This is a genomic window from Phormidium sp. FACHB-1136, from assembly GCF_014697375.1.
GTDB lineage: Bacteria > Cyanobacteriota > Cyanobacteriia > Phormidesmidales > Phormidesmidaceae > Nodosilinea.
In genome coordinates this window covers 1-20813 of sequence record NZ_JACJRS010000097.1, presented here as the reverse complement: position 1 = coordinate 20813, position 20813 = coordinate 1, and the positions used below count along the sequence as shown (strand labels likewise).

19 protein-coding genes and 1 pseudogene are annotated in these 20813 nt (G+C 46.3%); 19 read left to right on the top strand and 1 reads right to left on the bottom strand.

Annotated elements, in window-relative coordinates; all coding sequences use genetic code 11:
* Positions 1–140: 140 nt before the first annotated feature.
* Complete coding sequence (locus H6G62_RS21440; protein WP_190498961.1) at positions 141–932, bottom strand: IS5 family transposase; 792 nt, start codon at positions 930–932, stop codon at positions 141–143.
* An 85-nt stretch (positions 933–1017) separates the two neighbouring features.
* Between H6G62_RS21440 and H6G62_RS28040 the strand changes: the two are divergent.
* From H6G62_RS28040 to H6G62_RS21350, 19 genes and pseudogenes are all read left to right on the top strand, one after another.
* Positions 1018–1371: pseudogene (locus H6G62_RS28040) on the top strand (IS30 family transposase); the annotation flags it as partial.
* Positions 1351–2985 carry a TIGR04372 family glycosyltransferase gene (locus tag H6G62_RS28675; protein WP_347239398.1) on the top strand — a complete coding sequence of 545 codons (1635 nt, stop codon included), beginning with the start codon at positions 1351–1353 and terminating at the stop codon, positions 2983–2985. The pseudogene H6G62_RS28040 and the gene H6G62_RS28675, both read left to right, overlap by 21 nt.
* A 541-nt stretch (positions 2986–3526) precedes the next feature.
* Positions 3527–4186, top strand: a complete 660-nt coding sequence (locus H6G62_RS21430; protein ID WP_190498957.1) for a class I SAM-dependent methyltransferase — start codon at positions 3527–3529, stop codon at positions 4184–4186.
* Entirely contained in the window at positions 4183–5151 is a 969-nt protein-coding gene (locus H6G62_RS21425) for a thiamine pyrophosphate-dependent dehydrogenase E1 component subunit alpha (RefSeq protein WP_190498955.1), read from the top strand. The genes H6G62_RS21430 and H6G62_RS21425 overlap by 4 nt, the downstream gene beginning before the upstream one ends.
* A 48-nt stretch (positions 5152–5199) precedes the next feature.
* Positions 5200–6255 carry a transketolase C-terminal domain-containing protein gene (locus tag H6G62_RS21420; protein WP_190498954.1) on the top strand — a complete coding sequence of 352 codons (1056 nt, stop codon included), beginning with the start codon at positions 5200–5202 and terminating at the stop codon, positions 6253–6255.
* A complete protein-coding gene (locus tag H6G62_RS21415; RefSeq protein ID WP_190498952.1) occupies positions 6218–7087 on the top strand; it encodes an SDR family oxidoreductase in 870 nt (289 codons plus the stop codon). Before H6G62_RS21420 ends, H6G62_RS21415 begins: the two co-directional genes overlap by 38 nt.
* A 50-nt stretch (positions 7088–7137) precedes the next feature.
* The gene (locus tag H6G62_RS21410; RefSeq protein ID WP_190498950.1) at positions 7138–8013 is read left to right on the top strand and encodes an FkbM family methyltransferase; all 876 of its coding nucleotides are present in this window, start codon (positions 7138–7140) and stop codon (positions 8011–8013) included.
* Complete coding sequence (locus H6G62_RS21405) at positions 8007–9821, top strand: thiamine pyrophosphate-binding protein (RefSeq protein ID WP_190498948.1); 1815 nt, start codon at positions 8007–8009, stop codon at positions 9819–9821. Before H6G62_RS21410 ends, H6G62_RS21405 begins: the two co-directional genes overlap by 7 nt.
* 298 nt (positions 9822–10119) lie before the next feature.
* Positions 10120–11223: a zinc-binding dehydrogenase gene (locus tag H6G62_RS21400; RefSeq protein ID WP_190498946.1), complete on the top strand. Its 1104-nt coding sequence runs from the start codon at positions 10120–10122 to the stop codon at positions 11221–11223.
* Between the two features lie 458 nt (positions 11224–11681).
* Positions 11682–12428, top strand: a complete 747-nt coding sequence (locus tag H6G62_RS21395; protein ID WP_190498944.1) for a Uma2 family endonuclease — start codon at positions 11682–11684, stop codon at positions 12426–12428.
* 76 nt (positions 12429–12504) lie between these two features.
* On the top strand, positions 12505–13962 hold the full coding sequence (locus H6G62_RS21390; protein WP_190498943.1) for a PfkB family carbohydrate kinase: 1458 nt from the start codon (positions 12505–12507) through the stop codon (positions 13960–13962).
* The gene (locus tag H6G62_RS21385; protein WP_190498941.1) at positions 13959–14666 is read left to right on the top strand and encodes a nucleotidyltransferase family protein; all 708 of its coding nucleotides are present in this window, start codon (positions 13959–13961) and stop codon (positions 14664–14666) included. The genes H6G62_RS21390 and H6G62_RS21385 overlap by 4 nt, the downstream gene beginning before the upstream one ends.
* Positions 14667–14671: 5 nt before the next feature.
* Positions 14672–15781 carry a hypothetical protein gene (locus tag H6G62_RS21380; RefSeq protein ID WP_190498939.1) on the top strand — a complete coding sequence of 370 codons (1110 nt, stop codon included), beginning with the start codon at positions 14672–14674 and terminating at the stop codon, positions 15779–15781.
* Between the two features lie 250 nt (positions 15782–16031).
* Positions 16032–16595, top strand: a complete 564-nt coding sequence (locus H6G62_RS21375) for a hypothetical protein (RefSeq protein WP_199325166.1) — start codon at positions 16032–16034, stop codon at positions 16593–16595.
* Positions 16580–17299, top strand: coding sequence for a hypothetical protein (locus H6G62_RS21370; protein WP_199325165.1), 720 nt, complete (start codon positions 16580–16582; stop codon positions 17297–17299). The genes H6G62_RS21375 and H6G62_RS21370 overlap by 16 nt, the downstream gene beginning before the upstream one ends.
* Positions 17300–17673: 374 nt before the next feature.
* Positions 17674–18459, top strand: a complete 786-nt coding sequence (locus H6G62_RS21365; RefSeq protein ID WP_199325164.1) for a class I SAM-dependent methyltransferase — start codon at positions 17674–17676, stop codon at positions 18457–18459.
* A gap of 227 nt (positions 18460–18686) precedes the next feature.
* A complete protein-coding gene (locus H6G62_RS21360; RefSeq protein WP_190498935.1) occupies positions 18687–19274 on the top strand; it encodes an SIS domain-containing protein in 588 nt (195 codons plus the stop codon).
* Positions 19267–19818 carry a hypothetical protein gene (locus tag H6G62_RS21355; protein WP_190498933.1) on the top strand — a complete coding sequence of 184 codons (552 nt, stop codon included), beginning with the start codon at positions 19267–19269 and terminating at the stop codon, positions 19816–19818. Before H6G62_RS21360 ends, H6G62_RS21355 begins: the two co-directional genes overlap by 8 nt.
* A gap of 41 nt (positions 19819–19859) precedes the next feature.
* Positions 19860–20762, top strand: a complete 903-nt coding sequence (locus tag H6G62_RS21350) for an N-acetylneuraminate synthase family protein (protein ID WP_190498931.1) — start codon at positions 19860–19862, stop codon at positions 20760–20762.
* The last annotated feature ends 51 nt before the right edge of the window (positions 20763–20813 follow it).

Here is a 20813-nt window from a genome sequence, read left to right as displayed (position 1 = left end):
AGCAATCAAAGACCGCGTTTAGTCATGTATCGGAGATCTGCATTTTCGAGATCAAAGCGCGTTTGAAGCAATACCACAGCCCAGAGCAAATTGTTGGGCGACTTAAGAGGGCGTTTGAAAAGGGGGGCGGGTGTAGCCAATTACGCCAGACGGCGAACCATAATACGGATCATGGCAATTTTGACCATGGCCTCCGAGTTTTCGGGAAGCTGCTCATAGTCCTGCACCAATCGTCGAGACCAGCGCAACCAGCCAAAGGTACGCTCCACAATCCAGCGTTTCTTGACCAGGACAACCCCCTTGACTTCCTTCGGGCGCAACACTACTTCAACAATCCAGCCCAAGGTGTCCATCGTCCATTGGATAAACTTAAAGCCGCTGTAGCCGCCATCCACCCACACCAGATCAATGCGAGCCATGGCCGCTCCCATCTGATGGAGTTTTTGCAGCACCTGTTTTCCCCCCGCTCGCTCGGTGACACTAGCAGCGGTGATCACCACCGCCATCATCAGCCCCAAGGTATCGACCACACCGTGGTGCTTGCGCCCTTTCGTTTTTTGGGCGGCATCAAAGCCCACCGCTCGATGCACCATCGGCGCAGTGGCGACGCTTCGACTGTCCAAAATCACCTCCGATGGGCTTTCTGGTCGTCCTTCCGACACCCGGACCCAGGCCCGTAATCGGTCGTGAATCGCCTCCCAGGTGCCGTCGTTCACCCAGGTTCGGTAGTCGGTGTAGACCGTTTGCCAAGCCGGAAAATCGCTGGGCAGGTCTCGCCACGTACACCCGTGCTTGACCAGATACAAGATCGCGTTCAGCACTGCCCATAAGCAGACGCTTCGGGGCCGACCTCCGGGCTTCGCTGGGGGCAATAGGGGAGCAATCAACTCAAACTGGTCGCGGATCAAGGTGCTGGTGTAGGCTTTACTCATGGCTCTCACGAGGTTGAACGTTTGTATGTACAGCCTATACCGTGTGAGCTTTTTTACTGACTATGTGGCTTTTCAAACGCCCTCTAAGCGAGAGGGACGAGCACGGATCAGTCATGAAACGATTTATCAGATGATCTGTGCCGACCATGCAGGTTTGAGGGAATACCAGAAGTATTTACGGCAGGGTCGAGGCAAGCGTCGTAAGCGAGGGGCCTGTAACTCAAATCGTGGGCAGATTGTAGGGCGCGTTGGGATAGAGGAGCGGCCTGCGATAGCGGACACCAAGACGGAAATCGGTCACTGGGAAAGTGACACGATGATTGGGGGAAATCATCAGGGCGTGATTGTGACCCATGTGGACAAAGCATCGAAGTTTCTAGTAGCAGGGTTAGGCAAAAATAAGACCTCTTCTGAAATTATGAACATTAAAAATCGCCTTCTAAAAGCCACTTTTAATATTAGGAAAGAGGGATTTAAAAATTATTTTTTAAATCGATTTCTAATTCTATCAAGTCGAGTTTCAACCCCCTTTTCATGGACATGGAGAAAATTTAGATACCGACTAGTCGGTCTGATATATGGGTACAAATTTGACTATGATTCTGTTAGGCTTGCTCAACTAGAATGCTTTTGCCATGAATTAGCAGCTTACAGCCTTTCACAAAACTCAAAACTACAGAATATTAGAAATATGGAAGTTGCTTCTTTGTTGAAACTGAGCGAAGACGCCTTCCAAAGGCAAAATTTTGCCGAAGCCTTATCATTATTAGATAGAGCAAGTTGCATTGATGCAGAGTATCCAAGCTTGGCAGAAACCTATGCTAGATATTCCGAAGGTATTTACTTAGAAACTGGCATTTTTGAAGATCTTCATTTTAGGGCTTCACTAGGTGCTTTGAAGTCTCTAAAATATAAATACTATGAGTCTTGCTTCTTTAACCCTTTTGGAGACTCTAGTAAAATACTAGATTCAGTATGGACAGGTGCTATTGGTCATTTAGGACTCTTGGCACAGTTTATCCAGGCAAAAAAAATAGGCTTATTACCTGAAAACAATATTAGATATGTTGTGGTATCTAACAGGGTAGCTAATGCTTGCTATTTATCCTATCTTTGCTCCCTTGGAGAAATTGATGTTATCCATCAGAATGATTATAAGTACTTTTATGATTATGGTCTTCTTCCATTTTGTGAAAGCTTAGAGGTATGGCAAACTAAGGATGGCTATGAAGATTTAAGTTCGATGCTTAATAAGGTTTATGAGAGGTGGAGATCAGAAAAACGTTCTCCACTGCTTAAAATCGAGTCCGATCATAGAGAAAGAGGTCTTAAGGTTTTAGAAGACTTAAACATACCAGCGGATGCCTGGTTCGTATCTTTCCATGTTAGGAGCGGAAGCTCTGGAAAAAATAATCGGCGTGATGGTCGCAATTGTGAGATTGATTCCTACATCCCCGCGATTAAGGCGATCACTGATGCCGGGGGCTATGTTTTCCGTATGGGGGATCACACGATAAAACCTCTGCCAGAAATGTCGAATGTGGTTGACTATGCCCTGAGCCCCTACAAATCAGACTGGATGGACGTATTTTTATGGGCCTGTTGTCGATTTTTTGTTGGTACCAATTCTGGACCTGTCGTGATTCCACCTAGCTTTGGTGTACCCCAACTATGCACCAATGTCTCACCGTTCGCTATCTTTCCGAGTCTACCTAATTCATTGATGATACCCAAGCTCTGGTACTCCCGGACTAAACAGAGATTACTAACCTTTTCGGAGATGTTAGCTTCTCCAGCAGCTTGGTGTGAACGTCGCACCCTCGGTGATGATCTGGTGCTAGTGGACAACACTCCTGATGAGTTGGCAGATGGGATTAGGGAAATGATTGAGCTAACCCAGGATGGTATTGCAGAGGGTCAGTACGATATCGTCAAGGATTTATCTAACCCCTTGCAAATTAAGCTGTATAAGATTTGTGAAACCTATAAGGCTTATGGTAAGTTGCCCCTATCTCGTCCCTTTCTAGAGAAGTACGCTACCTTAATTGCCTAGATCAGGCAATTAAGGTAGTACATTACTCCTATTTCAAGGATATTCTGGTTCATTACCCAGCAACTATAAAGTCTTTCGCCCTATTTTTGAGACCTATAGTGTTCTATACTAGATTAGTATACTCTGATAAGCCTCTAGAATTTAATGGGCACCTCGAAAAATACAAATATTATTGAGAATAGGTACGGCATTCCAATGGTTTCAGGCTCTTTAGATTCGCGATAAGGCAATTAATCGAGGTACCCTAATGAATTTAAGCAGTTCTGGAGTAGGGGTCAGCATTAAGGGTCTGGCAAATAAATAAGGTACCGTTTAGGTCGGGGAAACAGAGATATCCCATTTAGCCAGGTGTTCAGACCGTGCCACCCCAAAACCTTGCATAGGAGAGGTTTCAAAAGGTATCCCACTTTAGCCGTCCAGTGCCCGTCTAGATATTAGACTGACTTAAGCTTGTCCTATCCCCTAAACCCAGAAGAGCCCATGCAGTTTAGATGTACATCAGCTTATTCAAGTTTCTTGAAAAGGTATAGGTAGATTTTCCATGACTAAAGAAGTAAACTTACTAGCTAATTATCCTAAGACTAAGCGTAACCTGGATGAGCGATCATCCTCCAAAACTGAAGCTGATCGCGCTGTTGCTCGTCAGTTTGGTAAAGAATTCTTTGATGGCGATCGCAACCACGGCTACGGCGGGTTTAACTATCATCCCCGTTTTTGGCAACCGGTAATCCCCACCTTTCAGGAATACTGGGGACTAGATGCCAACAGTTCTGTTTTGGATGTGGGTTGCGCCAAAGGATTTATGATCTATGATCTAGCGGAGTTGATCCCGGGAATTACCGTCAAGGGCATTGATATTTCTGAATATGCTATTGCCAATGCCATGGAAGACATGAAGCCCCATGTTTCTGTGGCCAACGCCACCCAGCTTCCCTTTGAGGGTGATTCCTTTGATGTGGTCATTTCCATCAATACAATTCATAACCTTGAGAGGGAAGAATGTGGTAAGGCTCTACAGGAGATTGAGCGAGTCAGCCGGGGTAAGTCGTTTATTACTGTGGATGCCTATCGTAATGCTGAAGAGCAGGCTCGCATGGAAGCCTGGAATCTAACGGCGAAGACGATTATGTCAGTGGAGGATTGGATTACTTTCTTTGCTGAGGTCGGCTATACCGGCGATTACTATTGGTTTATTCCATGAGCATTGACCTAAAGCTGAATCTGCTGCGGCAAATGTATCGCATCCGCACCGTTGAACAAACCATTGCGGATCGGTATCCTCAGGGCAAGATGCGCTGCCCTACTCACCTTTCCGTAGGACAAGAAGCGGTGCCTGCGGCTGTTTCAACTTGTCTGAAGCCCACAGACTTTGCGGTCAGCACCCACCGTGGCCATGCTCACTATCTCGCTAAAGGCGGTGACCTCAAAGCCATGATTGCCGAAATCTACGGTAAGGCAACAGGTTGCTCTAAGGGCAAGGGGGGGTCAATGCACCTAATTGATCCTCAGGCTGGCTTTATGGGTACCTCTGCCATCGTTGGAAACAGCATTCCCATTGGAGTAGGCTTAGCCTTGTCAGCTCAACTCAAGGGTACAGACCAAGTGAGTTGCGTCTTTCTAGGGGATGGCGCAGTGGAAGAGGGAGTTTTTTATGAGTCTGTCAACTTTGCTGTTTTGAGAAATCTGCCCGTTCTGTTTCTCTGCGAAAATAACCTTTATTCGGTTTATAGTCCTCTATCAGTTCGGCAACCCAAAGGCCGACAAATCTCTACTATGGTTTCAGCCCTAGGGGCCAGAGTCGCTACTGGTGATGGCAATCAAGCGATGGAGTGCCATGATCTGATCCAAATGGCGGTTAGTTCGCTTCGATCCGGTGAGGGTCCTTGGTTTTTAGAGTTTTCTACCTATCGTTGGCTAGAGCATTGTGGTCACGGGTTTGACAATCATTTAGGCTACCGTTCTCCTGAGGAGTTTGAAGCCTGGAAGAAACGGGATCCGATACTAATGCTTGAGATTGCGTTGCTTGAGCAACGCCCTGAGTTGGCTACAGTCGTTGAGACGATGAAACAATCGATTCAGCAGGAAGTCCTAGATGCCTTTGTATCCGCTGAGCAGGCTCCTTTCCCCTCTCAAGAGGAAGCCTATCTAGGTGTCTATGCTGATTGATGCACTTCAGCTAAACAAACGTCCCTAAAAACTGTCTATTCCTCACCTATGCCTCAAGTCACGTTTGCTAATGCGATTAATTCCGCCCTCCATGAGGCGCTTACGTTGGATGGCCAGGTGATTTGCTACGGCCTCGGTGTAACGGATCCAAAGGCTGTGTTTGGTACAACAGCCAATTTGGAGGATCAGTTTGGGGGTGATCGAGTCTTTGACATGCCAACTTCAGAAAATGCCATGACAGGAGTTGCCATTGGGGCTGCTTTGAATGGCATCAGGCCAGTCATGACCCACCAGCGGCTAGACTTTTTTCTATTAGCGCTAGACCAATTAGTCAATGGAGCGGCTAAATGGCACTATATGTTTGGTAGCCAGGTTTCAGTCCCTCTGACGATTCGACTTATCCTGGGGCGAGGTTGGGGCCAAGGGCCGACTCACTCGCAAAACTTGCAGGCTTGGTTTGCCCACATCCCTGGACTGAAGGTCGTGATGCCTACCACTCCAGCGGATGCTAAGGGGCTGTTATTGTCCTCTATCTTTGATCCAAATCCTGTTGTGTTCTTAGAACATCGCTGGCTACACAACACGGTTGGGGAGGTTCCTGAGGGAGATTACCGCGTTCCCTTAGGGAAGGCACAGGTTATTCGCCCCGGTGGAGATATTACCCTGGTCGCGATGTCCTATATGACCGTTGAAGCTGTCCATGCCGCAGACTACCTAGAGACCCAAGGAATTAGTTGCGAAGTAATTGACTTACGTACGATTAAGCCACTAGATTGGGAAACAGTTTTTGATTCTGTATCCCGTACCGGGAAGCTATTAGCTTTAGACTCTGGATTTGCAACTGGATCGGTCGCCGGTGAAATTGTCGCCCGTGTTGCGATGGATAAATTTAAGGCTTTGACTGCACCTCCGGTTCGCTTGGCCATGCCCGATGTACCTGAGCCTACTAGTTATGGCTTAACGCGGGGGTTTTATGTGCGGGCGGTAGATATCGCGGTAAAGGTTATGGAGATGATGGGACGTTCTGCGGAGGGAGTACGGTCAGCTCTGCCAGAACCAGATCCCCATGATGTACCAGGAGAGTGGTTTAAAGGGCCGTTTTAAAGAGGGAAAAATGTCACAGAAACGGTGTGGGGTCATTGTAGGTGCCAGTAGCGATATTGGTTTGGAGTTATCTAGGCACTTTCTTCAGAAACAATTTAAGTTAGTTGGGACATTTAGGACATCATCGAATCAGCTAGAAGAATTAGAGAGTCAGTTTCTAGCTCTAATTCAATCTGATTTTTCTAGCTCGATATCTATCAATCGATGCATCCAGAAACTGAAGGATATCAATTGTTCCTGGGACTTTGCTATTCTTTGTCCCGGAACAATGGAGCCTATCGGAAGGTTTGAAAATTGTAATATTGAGGATTGGGAAAAAAATATTAAAGTTAACTTACTAAGTCAGCTTAGATTTGTTCATGGAATATTGCCTTTAAGACAATTCCGCAATGACTTTACTCCTAAAATTATTTTCTTCGCTGGAGGAGGAACTAATAGCGCTCCAGTTAACTTCTCAGCATATACGCTGTCAAAAATAGCGCTCATAAAAGCAGTAGAGCTTTTAGATGCAGAGCACAATGACGTATGTTTTACAATTCTCGGTCCCGGATGGGTTAAAACCAAGATTCACTCTGAAACTTTACGGGCCGAAAAACTTTCTGGTGAAGCCTACAGGGAAACAACTCGGCGTTTTGAGTCAGGCGAGTTTACTCCCATATCAGAGGTGATTGACTGTTGTGATTGGCTACTTCGCTCTGATAAATGTACAGTCGGTGGTCGGAACTTTAGCGTTGTCCATGACCCATGGACTAAAGATGATTTAGCGAAAGCTTTAAGAGAAAACCCAGATATGTATAAGTTACGGCGTTACGGCAATGATTGGTTCAAATAAATTTCTCCTGAACCAAGTCTTTCAAAAAAAACAACAATTAATGATAAACCATGACTGAGCGAAACGAACATCAAGAAAAGATCCTATCGAGCTTACTTCATTCTTTGGTTCCACTAAAGGAGTTTCACCGCCCTGACTGCGAAATTTATAGTTTTCTAGAATTAGTTTCAAAAACTGCTGTTTCGTCTCTCTTCGGAGAAGGCACTGCCCAAAACGCTAATCTTGAATATTTGGGAAAAATTAGTTTCCCGTACTTTTCCATGGGTGCTATCAACTCGACTCATCTTTTTGGCCTAGATGAGCTGATTATTTTCTCATTTTATTGGTCTAATAGACACCGCTACAGAAAGGTTGCTGATTTAGGTGCGAACATCGGTTTGCATTCAATTGTTCTGAGTCACATTGGCTACCAGGTGACTGCCTACGAGCCAGATCCTATCCATTTTTCTCAACTTCAAAGCAATGTCAAAAGCAACTGTACAGAAAATACTCCTGTGTTGATTAATAAGGCTGTTTCCACTCGATCTGGAAAGCTAGAGTTCGTCAGAGTAGTTGGTAATACAACAGGTAGTCACCTTGCTGGGTCGAAAGATAATCCCTATGGAGAGTTGAATAAGTTTATTGTTGAAGTAGATTCATTTAACTCTATTTGCGATGCTTTTGATTTTCTAAAAATTGACGTTGAAGGTCATGAAGCAGATATTCTTCTCAGTACTACTGAAGAAAACTGGCAAAATACAGATTCAATCGTAGAGATAGGGAACCCCAGCAACGCTCAAAAAGTATTTGAACACTTCAATGGTACTAGCATAAACCTCTTTTCCCAGAAGATCGGTTGGAACCAAGTCTCCTGCATGGATGAGATGCCGTTGAGTTATAAAGATGGCTCATTGTTTATATCAGTAAAGGATAATATGCCATGGTAGACCAGCATCTGGTTAAGCTTTCTGACTATGTTGCCCAGTTTATTGCTAGTCTAGATATAAAGTTTGTTTTCGCAATTTCTGGTGGAGCCTCACTCCACTTGATTCATTCCATTGGTGATAACCCCAATATTGATTATATTTGTACTCACCATGAGCAAAGCGCTGCAATGGCAGCAGATGGTTACGCTAGAACTACTGGAAAATTGGGAGTGGCTATCGCAACAAGTGGTCCTGGAGCAACCAACCTAATTACCGGTATCTGTTGTAGTTTTTATGATTCTGTACCGATTCTGCTTCTAACTGGACAGGTTAGTACTTTCAGAATGACGGGTAATACTGGCGTCAGACAAGTTGGTTTTCAGGAAACCCCAATTGTCGAAATATGCCAGAGCATAACTAAGTACGCTGTTCAAATCAAAGAACCAGAACAAATTCGTTATGAGTTAGAAAAAGCAATTCATATTGCCCGCACTAATCGCCCTGGGCCAGTGCTTGTTGATATTCCAGATAATTTGCAGCGAAGTCAAATCGATTTAAGCAGTCTTAAAGGCTACACCCCTGAAACTCTTGAATTTGCAAATCCTAGGAAATTTTCTTGTTTTTCTGAAGTCCTAAGTCAAGTTTCCAAACTAATCCTAGAGGCTAGCAGGCCAGTTTTAGTAGGAGGATGGGGAATCCATCTGAGCAACACGGAAGCTAGCTTCGTCAAATTTGCAGAAGCCCTCAACATTCCGGTTGCCCTGACTTGGGGTGCAGCAGATCTTCTACCAGAGAGTCATCCTCTCTACATTGGCACCTTTGGAACTCATGGCATGCGTCATGCTAACTTCGCAGTCCAAAATGCAGATTTAGTCTTATCTTTTGGTTCTAGACTAGATACTAAATCGACTGGTTCTCCTGTTTCTAGCTTTAGTAGAGATGCGAAGAAAGTCGTTATAGATATTGATGAAAATGAGTTGTCGAAATTCTCTACCTTTGGTTTAGAAATTGATATTCTCATTCAGGATGATTTATCAAATTTATTTGAATTCATTAAATCCAAAGATTTGTCCTATTTATTTTGTCATCGTCAAAACTGGATTCAGCAGATACATCAGTGGAAAGAGGTGTTTTCGTCTTTTGATAGATCTAACTCGGCCAAGACAGATTTAGATCCTTATAGGTTTATTGATTGCCTATCTTTAGCGCTTCCTGAATCTTCGAGAATATTTATTGACACAGGATGCGCAATCGCTTGGACTATGCAACGGCTAAAAATTGGTTCAGACCAACGTATTTTTCATGATTTTAACAATACAGCTATGGGATGGGCCTTGCCAGCGGCTATCGGTGGTTACTTTGCCGAGCCAGATCATCCAATTGTTTGTATTGTTGGTGATGGAAGTCTAATGATGTCGATGCATGAGCTTGCGACCATAAAACACCATCACATACCAGTTAAAATTTTTCTTTTTAACAATTCTGGCTATTCGATGATTAAGCAGACACAGGAACAGTGGTTGGACTCGAAGTACTATGCCTCTTCATATGAAGGTGGTTTATCCTTTCCAGACTACAAATCACTAGCCCATGCATTTGGTCTTGACTACTTAGAGGTTTCTTCTTTAAAAGACTGCACTAATAAATTGCTAAATGCTTTTATCTCTAATACTGCATTGTTATGCAATGTCATCATCCCCTCTGATGCCAGGGTAGTGCCTCAGGTTAAGTTTGGTAGACCCAATGAAGATATGGAACCTTTGCTTCCTAGAGATATTTTCCTGGAAAATATGATTACGGATCCTCTTGATGTTTCAAAAAGTGTTTGACAGCAGCAAGTTTTACATCTGAATCTTGGTGATCAAGGCAACTCCTGAAGCCCTCTTATAAGTCAATGATGCTCGTCGAGACAGCCAATTTGAGTTTTCTCTAGGAATCGAACGAAAGCAATGAATTACAGCCGCCACTAAGCAGCAGACTTACAACAATGAGAGTACACGTAAACGTTGAAACTTTTGCTAGGCAAGACATTCGTGGCTCCTATGAGTGTTCTCCATCTCAATGAAATTTGCTGTAGCTAGGTTGCTAATTTAAGTTTGCGTATTTTACAAATATCTTCTTTGACCCATGAAGACAAGAGCTGCTATCTTGCAATCTCTCAATGCCCCTCTAGAAGTAAAGGTTATTGATCTTCCAGAGTTGCTTTCAGGTCAGGTTCTTGTCAAGGTTCACTACAGTGGAGTGTGTCGTAGCCAACTCATGGAGGTCAAAGGTGGGCGGGGCAACGATCCCTGGCTACCCCATCTGTTGGGGCATGAAGGATCGGGTGAGGTATTAGCTATTGGTGATGGGGTCACCAAGGTCAAACCTGGCGATGCGGTTATTTTAGGGTGGCTGAAGGGCTCTGGCCTAGAAGCTCCTGGTGCCCACTATCGCTGCGGGGATCAAGTCATTAACTCCGGTAGAGTTACCACCTTCAGTACTCACACCATTGTCTCTGAAAACCGGGTCACCCTGAAACCGGACGAACTACCCATGGATGTAGCGGTCTTGTTTGGTTGTGCTCTACCCACGGGTGCTGGTATGGTTCTGAACCAGGTGCAACCCCTCAGCGGTGCCACGGTAGCGGTTTTGGGCTTGGGTGGGGTCGGTTTAAGTGCCTTGATGGCTCTCAAAGGGTTTGACTGTGCCCAAATTATCGCCATTGACATCTCGGCGGAAAAACTAGCTCTTGCCAAAGACCTGGGGGCCACTCATACCCTACAGGTTGGGCAGGCCGATAGACAGAACATATCCTCAATCCCGGCTTTCACTCATCCACCGCATCCTCAACCCTCCAGCCAAAACCACATATACGATCAGGTGATGGCCCTGACTAAAACAGGGGTAGACATTTGTATTGAATCCGCCGGTACTGTGGAAACGATAGAGTTGGGCTTTAGTCTAATCCGCAAGGGAGGGGGACGCCTTTGGTTTGCATCCCATCCACCGGAGGGGGAAATGATTCGTCTGGCTCCCCATGACCTGATTAGTGGCAAGCATATTTTTGGTACTTGGGGCGGTAGCTCCTTTCCTGACCGAGATATTCCCCGGATGACAGAAATATTTCGTAAGGGAAATGTTCCCTTAGATCGACTCTTAACCCAGCGTTATAGTTTAGATCAAGTCAATGAAGCCCTAGCTGACTTGGAAGCAGGTAGAGTCTTTCGTCCTCTCCTGGTGATGGATTAGAAGGACAAATTCCGGCAGCGGCACAGGGCCTGGCGGGCCTGATTCGTTAGACGCGGCTTTGGACTATGGTACATACATATAAATTCAGTAGATCACAAACGCGCTCCTTTGCCATGATCCAGCCCTCAGCCCATACCCTCCCGCTGAGGTGCATTACTATCAGGCCACTATCCTCACACTATTACGTCTTCACGTCATGGTTTAAACCTTTCCCCCCCTTACCTCCCCAGCAAGTCCTACCGACTACGTATGACTTGCCCCTGGTTGACTGACAAAACTTACGAGAGCCCAGATCCGCCCAAGGGACAAGAGACCTGACCCCTACATGGCCCTAATGCGGTAGGGGCGCGGAAACCGCGCCCGGTGCAGAATCTTTTGTTAGCCAACCACCTCCCCTCCTTGGAGGCAATAGACTAGGAATCATCTTTTATTCCATTCAACTCAGGTGAGGGGAAACCATGGTAGTCACCCAACCGCAACACCCACTAGTCATCCAGCGTGATCGACTTAAGATTACCTGGGAGAAGCTACCCGATGATTTTAGTTTGCCGGATGACCCTGTGGATAACCACTTGCAACCATTGTTAGCGGAGGCTTTGCGTGAGTCTCTGGAATTAGCGGGGCTATTTTCAGAGTCTATGCTGATAGCGACTAATTTTGGTATTTGTGCCACGGTTGCCGATAAAGCGGTGGTGAAAGCACCCGACTGGGTCTACATTCCAGAGGTTAAACCCTTGTCAGAGGGGGTAATTCGACGGAGCTATACCCCCAGGCTAGAAGGGGATATACCCCTAATGGTCTTGGAATTCATCTCGGAAACAGAGGGTACGGAGTACTCCATCAACCCCCATTATCCCTACGGCAAGTGGTATTTCTATGAACGCATTATCCAGGTGCCGCTCTATGGCATTTTTCAACCCGAAACTAAAACCTTAGATCTCTTTCGGCTGGTAGATGGGCGGTATGAACCCCAGGTACCGGATGAAAATTCCCGTTTCTGGATTCCGGAAATGAATCTCTTTTTGGGCACCTGGGATGGTCAACGGTCTAACCTCTCGACAACCTGGTTACGCTGGTGGGATAGTTCGGGCAATCTGTTGCTTTGGGGGCGTGAGCAGATTGAGCAGGAAAGACAACGGGCGGAGCGTCTGACAGCCCAGTTGCGGGCCTTAGGCGTTGAACCTGATGGGGGGAGTGGAGAGTAGAACGCCCCCTTATTGGATTTCTGTATTAACCAGCACCCTCAACTGGCTGGTTAACGTTGCTAATTTATAGATTTCTATGCTGTCTTCTTCTATTCCCCGAACCGTTTTTGTCTCGGGTAATTTCAATGTTCTTCATCCCGGTCACCTTCGCCTATTGCGGTTTGCCAAGGAATATGGTGATTACCTGATTGTCGGGGTTCAGAGTGATCGCATCGCTGCCAATGCGGCCCATGTACCGGAGCAATACCGCCTGGAGATGGTCAAAGCTAACAGTTGGGTGGACGAAGCCTTTTTACTTGATGAGCCTGTCACTGAGGTACTAGAACGGTTACGGCCAGCGATTGTAGTTAAGGGTAAAGAGCACGAAAATCGTTTTAATCCCGAACTCGCTATTCTTGAAACCTATGGTGGGCGACTACTGTTTGGCTCCGGGGAAGCGACCTTCTCATCCCTAGAGTTAATTCGCAACGAATTCACTCAGGCCAATTTAAACACTATCCAGCTTCCCGAATCTTTTATGGATCGCCATGGACTCATTCCATCCGCTATGGCCACACGAGTAAAGACCTTTGCTCACCTGCAAGTCTGCGTGGTGGGGGATTTGATCATTGATGAATACATCACTTGCCAACCTTTAGGCATGTCCCAGGAAGACCCAACCATTGTAGTAACGCCAGTCGATACCACCCGATTTGTTGGGGGAGCTGGTATCGTAGCAGCCCATGCGGCAGGGCTAGGGGCACAGGTTAATTTTGTTTCGGTGACTGGAATCGACCAAGCCCAGAATTTTGCCCAAGAGGGGCTGAAGAACTACCGGGTAAATGCTCATTTAATTGCCGATGATAGCCGCCCTACCACGCGCAAACAGCGGTTTCGCAGTAAGGGCAAAACTCTGCTGCGGGTCAGCCATTTGCATCAAGCATCGATTAACAGCACACTTCAGATCCAAGTTTTGAATCAGGTAGCGGCTGCCCTAGCCGATGCTGACCTACTAGTGTTCTCCGACTTTAATTATGGTTGTCTGCCCCAGTCCTTAGTGGATCAGATTTTGGATTTGGCGAAAACGCAGGGTGTAATGGTGGTAGCCGATAGTCAGTCTTCCTCCCAGGTGGGCGATATCAGCCGCTTTCAGGGGATGGATCTCATTACGCCCACAGAGCGAGAGGCCCGCCTCAGTACACGCAACTCAGAGGATGGTTTGGTGGTTCTAGCCGAGCAACTTCGTCGACAGTCCCAAGCCAACAACATTTTGCTCAAACTAGGCGAAGAAGGTCTGCTGATCCATGCTGATAGCACCCTCAATGGTTCATCAGACGGGTGGTTGACGGATCGAGTGCCTGCCCTCAACAGTGCCGCCAAAGATGTAGCCGGAGCAGGGGACTCTCTTTTGATCACCAGTGCTCTCACCCTAGCCAGTGGCGGCAACATCTGGGAATCGGCATGTTTGGGTTCCCTAGCAGCAGCTATTCAGGTGGGGCGAGTGGGTAACACTCCCGTACAATGCGAGGAATTGATAGCAGAGTTAAGCGCATGAAAGCCATACTGTTAGCGGCTGGTCTTGGCACTCGCCTAAGACCTTTGACCAATACCATTCCCAAATGTCTGGTACCTATTCATGGCCAGCCCTTGCTCGGTATCTGGCTAGAGCGCTTGACGAAGGCAGGCATTGATTCTTTCCTCATTAATACCCATTATTTAGCGGAGCAGGTAGAACAGTTCGTTACGGCTAGCCCCTATCGAGATAGGATTACTCTCGTGCATGAACCAACTCTGCTAGGAACAGCGGGCACCCTAATAGCAAACCTAGATTTCTTTCAGGAAGAAGATTGCCTGCTGATCCATGCCGACAACTATTGTCTGGCAGACTTTAAAGAGTTTATCAAGGCTCACCAACAACGCCCGTCCCAATGCCTGATGACAGTGATGACCTTTCGTACACCAACCCCCTCTAGCTGTGGAATTTTGGAACTGGATGCTCAAGGCGTAGTTGTAGGGTTTCATGAGAAGGTGGCCAATCCCCCAGGAAATTTGGCCAGTGGCGCGATTTATTTATTGTCACCCGAGTTTCTAGTCATTGCTCGACATCAGTTAGCGACCACGAGTGACTTTAGTACCGAGGTCATTCCTATTCTGATAGGCAGAATTTTTAGCTATGAAACCAATTTAGCATTTATTGATATTGGGACTTTATCTAGCTATGAAAAAGCTAATGCCCACAACAACAATGGGGAGAACTGAAATCAATGCGATCATTCGCTATCAATACCACAAAAAATCTTTCAGGGGGAGCTAGAATTATTGCAAGGAAGATAAAAAGCCTTTTACGGGCAAATCCACTGTATAAAGATAGATATGTGAAAGTCTATGAAAAGTATATTAGCCAGAAAATTGCTGCTACTATCAGAAAGGAAATTATTTCAAAAAAACAAGTCTACATTGTTTACGATCATAGCTGTTCATGCCTTGCATATGGTGAGTTTTTTCATCATTTAATGCTTGCCAGGTTTTTCTTAACTCAAAATCTTAAGGTATCTTTTTTAATTATAGACGGAGAATATAGAACTGATTTCCAAGATGAACGCGCATTCAGTCGTGCTCAGCAGTTTCTTGCAGAAGAAATTGACTTTGCAAATTTTATTGCAGGAGCATATAGAAGTAACTTTCTGTGCAAGAAAGTAAGTTGGAAAGAAGGAAACACTGAATTGACGCAGGCAAGTCTTAATGAATCGGTATACATCTACCAACATGAACTTGTTGTGCAAAGACTGCCAATTTATCGTCGATCCTTTAACGTTGTAAATCACCTTGTGCATGGTTTAGATGAAGATTTGACCAAAAAGATTCTGCTTAACTCTCTTGAATTAGGCAACTGCTGGGGAAAATTTGACTTGCTTCCAAAGCAGCCATATCTAGCCCTAAACGTTAGATATAATCCTGACTGGAGTACTCAACGTAACACGACTGAGTCTCTTTTCGTTAATGCCATCAAAAAACTGAACAGCTATTATCCTAACTTATCCATTATTGTCGTTTCGGATCGTCTAGGGTGTAATTATTTTATGGAAGTAGCCCAAAAAAATAGTATAGACTGTCTTTTCTCTAAGAATCTGGATTTACCAGAATCTTTTATTTCCGATGTTTTGTTGGTCTTAGGAGCAATAAAATACTTCCAAGTTAACGGTGGAGGCTTGGGCTGTATCCTGCTTTTTTCATCAACGCCTTTCACAATCATCGCTCCAATTATAAATGAGATAATGTGGACCAAAAGAAAGCTTGTTTCATGGCAGGCTTCAGATCAGGTGTTTAAAAATTTTTACTATACAGGTGATGACGCACAAATCCTCTTGGATTGAAGGTGGTAGCTATTCAACGCTACTGGGCATTTCAATTAATTGCTTTAGGGCACCTCGAAAAATATGGATTTTATTGAGAACGCCTACGAGAGGCTAACGGTTTCAGGCTCCAGAAACTCGCGATAAGGCAATTAATCGAGGTGCCCTTTATTGTGAGCTTGGAAAAACTAAAGGGCACCTCGATTAATTCTAGTTCCCCGTGAGTTTGTGTCGAGTAAAATAGAGGGAGGGCGCTCAAGAGGCCAACACGATGGCCAAGCAACGACAGAAGCGTGGAACAGCAGGCGATAAAACGATTTGTTTTCCCCTTGCAGCGGATCTTGACTACGCCACGTTGGTGGAAGATCGAGAGGCCTTTCGCCGGTATCTCGACGAGCAGATTGCGGCTCATCCGGAACTGTTCCCCGAAGGGATTGAGGCCGGTTATCGCTTTCACGGCTGGGTCAAGTCTTCCCGCCAGCAGATTAAGACCCGGCGGATTTTGCTACCGAGGACAAAGGAGGCTTATCAACTGCGTCCGGATTTTGTGATGCCGTACATGAGCGAAACGGCAGAGATGGCAGATAAAGCCCTCTACCTGAGGAAGCATGGGCTGTCGTTTGAGGGCATTGCCTACGTGCTAGGACGCTCCGAGATGCACTGGTATCGGCTCTGTCAGTCGTTGGGGCGAGCTTCCATTGTCGGGACGACCCTGAAAAGGGAAAGGGCGCTCCCCCCCATCTCGTTGCCGACGAGAAGCACTGTAATTGGCAAGGGAACCGCGTCTATCTGGCCGTCACCGCCGCCCAAGGGTGCCTCTTGGGGGCCAGTCTGAGTGCCAGTGCGGGGCAGGGCGGACTCACGGAAGCCGATGGGGTGTTCCAGCAGGAAGCGGCCCATCATGCCCCTGACGATGCTCCCGAGACAGTCACCACCGATGGGTGGGACGCCACCCGAGCCGCCTGGGAAACCTTATTTCCGGGCATCGTCTGGATTCTGTGCTTTCTCCATGAGGTGATTAAAATCCGGGATGGGTGCCGCTCGAAACCCGCGCTTCGGCAAGACCTCCTCGACAAACTTTGGCATGTCTATCAGGCCACCAGCAAGCGACACTTTGCCCAACGATTGCGACGGTTGCTGGAGTGGGTGACCACACACACCTTGCCCAAGGCCATTGATGGGCGCTTGCGACGGCTGAAAGGCAAGTCTCGATTCTTCCAACGGGCCTTTGACTTCCCTGACGCGTATCGCACCAGTAATCAAGTAGACCGGCCCATGAACTATCTCGACCGCATCTTGTATGCCATGCAAGATTTCCACGGGAAGTGGGGCTCTGCCGAGCAATCCAGTCGGGCCATGGCCTTACTCTGGAACTTTCATCCGTTTTGTCGCAAAACTCGGACCGCCATGGAGGGCTGCTTATGCCCCTTTGAACAGCTCAACGGTTTCCGCTATCACGATAACTGGGTGCGCAATCTGCTGATTGCTTCATCGTTGAATGGCAGAAGGCCCTTGCCCAAGGAGGCCGACACAAAATAAGTTGGAACTAGGATCAAACTATCTAACTTGCTCGGATCTCCATGGGTGCTCCAGTAGGCCACCTTCCGCAAGGAGCATCCGATTAAGTCCGCGATCTCTTGTTGAGTCCTGCCGTTATTGCGCAGTAGCCGTATTAGAATGCGCTCTCGAATGTCAGGGTGTTCATGGAACTTCAACTGCTTCTGAAGCTCTTGCTTTTCCTCTGACGTTAGATAATTTCTGACTCCCATGACTTATTCCAAAATTTTAATGTATTTACGCAGTTTAGATGACTAACAGCTTAGATCGTTTCCAAACTGACAACCATGCAGTGTTATTTGTGTCAATCATCTCAGTTTTTCACCCGCAAAGGCGCAGTACGGGATGCACCGAACATGCAAATTCTAGAATGTGAAGATTGCGGCCTAGTCATGTTGCATGATCAAGCTCATATTCACGATGGGTTCTATGAAAACTCTGGCATGCATGGATCTGATCCAATACCGATGGAGGCTTGGTTGTCCGAAACAGACTGGGATGACCAGCGACGCTTTGAAATGGTGAAAGCCATACTTCCTAACAAACGGCTATTAGATTTTGGCTGTGGAGCTGGCGGCTTTTTGCGTAAAGCTCAAAGGTTGGCGGCAGAGGTAGTTGGAGTTGAGTTGGAGATCAGGGTTCAGGACTATTGGGCTGATCAGTTGAAGATTGCTCCGTCGCTGGATGCAGTGGGGGGGGGATACGATTTGATTACGGCCTTCCATGTAGTTGAACACTTACAGAATCCCAGAGATATTATCTCTGATTTAGGTAAGTTATTAAAACCCGAAGGGCGGTTGATTGTTGAAGTCCCTAGTGCTGATGATGTATTATTAACTTTGTACGACTGCGATGCCTTCCAGCGTTTTACCTACTGGAGTCAGCACTTATTTCTCTTCAATGCTTCCACATTATCACTGTTAGCTAAACGGGCTGGGTTGAAAGTGGTAGCTATTCAACACTATCAGCGCTATTCCCTAGCAAATCATCTACATTGGCTGAGTCAGGGGAAACCCGGAGGGCATCAACGTTGGAATTTCCTGGATACGATTGAGTTGAGTCACGCCTATGCCCATGTGTTAGCTTCACTGGGCAAAACTGATACCTTGGTTGCCCACTTAGAGCCAACTTCTACCGTGTGAAAAATCTTGGAAGATTTGTTTGATTAAACAATACTATAGGGCACCTCGAAAAATACAAAGCTTATTGAGAATAGCAACGAGATCCTAGGGATTTCAGGCTCTTCAAGTTCGCAATAAGGCAATTAATCGAGGCGCCCTATAGCAATCCGGCCTGATTGCTAAACTCACTATCCTCTGAAAGCTTTGCTCTAAGCGGATTTATGCTTTCAAGAATCAAATAAAATGATATGTATCTGATAAAATCTCAACAAATAATTTCGGAACATTTCGCTGAGCATCAAGCCTTGATCAACCATATTGGTGAAGCTATTTCAGATCAGATAGCTAGTTTTGCTCGGACGATTTCTACGGCCTTAGCTAATGATTCTACGGTGTTTTGGTGTGGCAACGGCGGTAGCGCGGCGGATAGCCAGCACCTGGCCGCTGAACTGGTGGGGCGGTTCAAAGAAGATCGTCGGCCTCTCCGTTCCGTTGCTCTGACCACCGATACCTCGGTGCTGACCTGTGTCGCCAATGACTACAGCTATGAGGATGTTTTTGCTCGCCAGGTGGAGGCCTTGTCTCGTCCCGGCGATGTATTAGTCGGGATCTCTACTTCTGGGCAAAGTGAGAACATTCTGCGGGCGGTGAAAATGGCCCAGTCTCTGGGACTGAAGACCTTAGGCTTGCTAGGCAAGGATGGTGGGCTTGCTAAGGATTTGGTGGATGAAGTTATTGTAATTCCCTCGACATCTACAGCCCGAATTCAGGAAGCACATATTTTAATTGGCCACATTCTTTGTGACCTAATCGAACAGGAGCTTGGTCTTGCCTAATCTACCCCTTCCCCCTTGGGAGTCAATCCACACCTTAATCTTTGACTTTGATGGCGTTTTTACCAATAATAAGGTTTGGGTTGACCAAGCCGGAAACGAGTGGGTAAGATGTGATCGTGGGGATGGTCTCGCCTTTGATCTGCTGCGTACCTTCATGTCTAGAATAGACTGGCCGTTGCAGTACTTCATTTTATCTAAGGAAAAGAATCCTGTAGTATTAGCCCGCGCCAATAAGCTCAAGATCCCCTGTCACCAAGGGATTTCTCATAAGTTAGCCTTTGTCAAGACCTATCTGAGTGATCGTTTTTCTGAGGAGATAAATCCTCAGAAAGGGTTAATATATCTAGGCAACGATTTAAATGATCTGGCAGTAATGCGCTTTGCGGGTTATTCGGTGGCACCGAGTGATGCTCATCCTGTAATTCAACAGTCGGCCAGTCGTATTTTAGAACAAAGGGGTGGGGAAGGCTTTGTACGGGCTTTTATTGAGCTTTTCTTAGGTATCGACCAACTTGATGTTGACACTCTTCTTGAAATTGTTTAAGACCTTAGTTTGAATTAGCGTTATCCGGAGTAACCAGAGTTATGGGTATTTTCTTTGTGGCTGAAATTGGTATTAACCACAATGGTGATATGGAGATCTGTAAGGATCTAATCGATGTTGCCGTGGATGCTGGGTGTGACGCAGTTAAGCTTCAAAAGCGAGATATCAACCTAGTGTATACTCGGGAGTTTCTAGACAGCCCTCGTGAGAGCCCCTGGGGTAAAACCCAGCGGGCTCAAAAGGAGGGATTGGAATTTAGTCGGGAGGACTATCAGGAAATTGACCGTTATTGCAAAGAGAAGGACATCAAGTGGTTTGCCTCTGCCTGGGATACCAATAGCCAACAGTTCCTCCGTCAGTTTGATTGTCAATATAATAAGGTTGCTTCAGCTATGATTGTGCATGAAGCCTTATTGAATATGATAGCGGAGGAAGGTAAGCATACCTTTATTTCTACTGGTATGAGTACCTATGACGATATCCAGCGGGCAGTGGATATTTTTCGGGCAGCTAACTGTCCTTTTGAGTTGATGCATACAGTATCAACCTATCCTATGAAAGACGAGGATGCTAATTTACGGGTGATTGAAACCTTACGCAATCGATATAATTGTAATGTTGGTTACAGTGGTCATGAGGTGGGGTTGGCGATTTCCTACGCTGCGGCAGCCATGGGCATTACTTCTCTAGAACGCCATATTACCCTGGATCGGGCGATGTATGGATCGGATCAGTCGGCATCAATTGAGCCGAACGGTTTGCGCCAATTGGTTGGGGCGGTGCGCAAAATTGAGAAAGCCATGGGTGATGGGGAGAAACGAGTCATTGATGCGGAGGTATCTATTGCTCGTAAGCTGCGTGAACATCTTGATCTTGAGTCTAATCATTCTGGACAGTGGGAAGTTCTGTATCCGGTAGCGGGACGCCAAGAAAAACGGACATGAGCTGAGTCAATCGACCCATCATGTCCGAAACTGGCTGATGTAAAGCCTTTC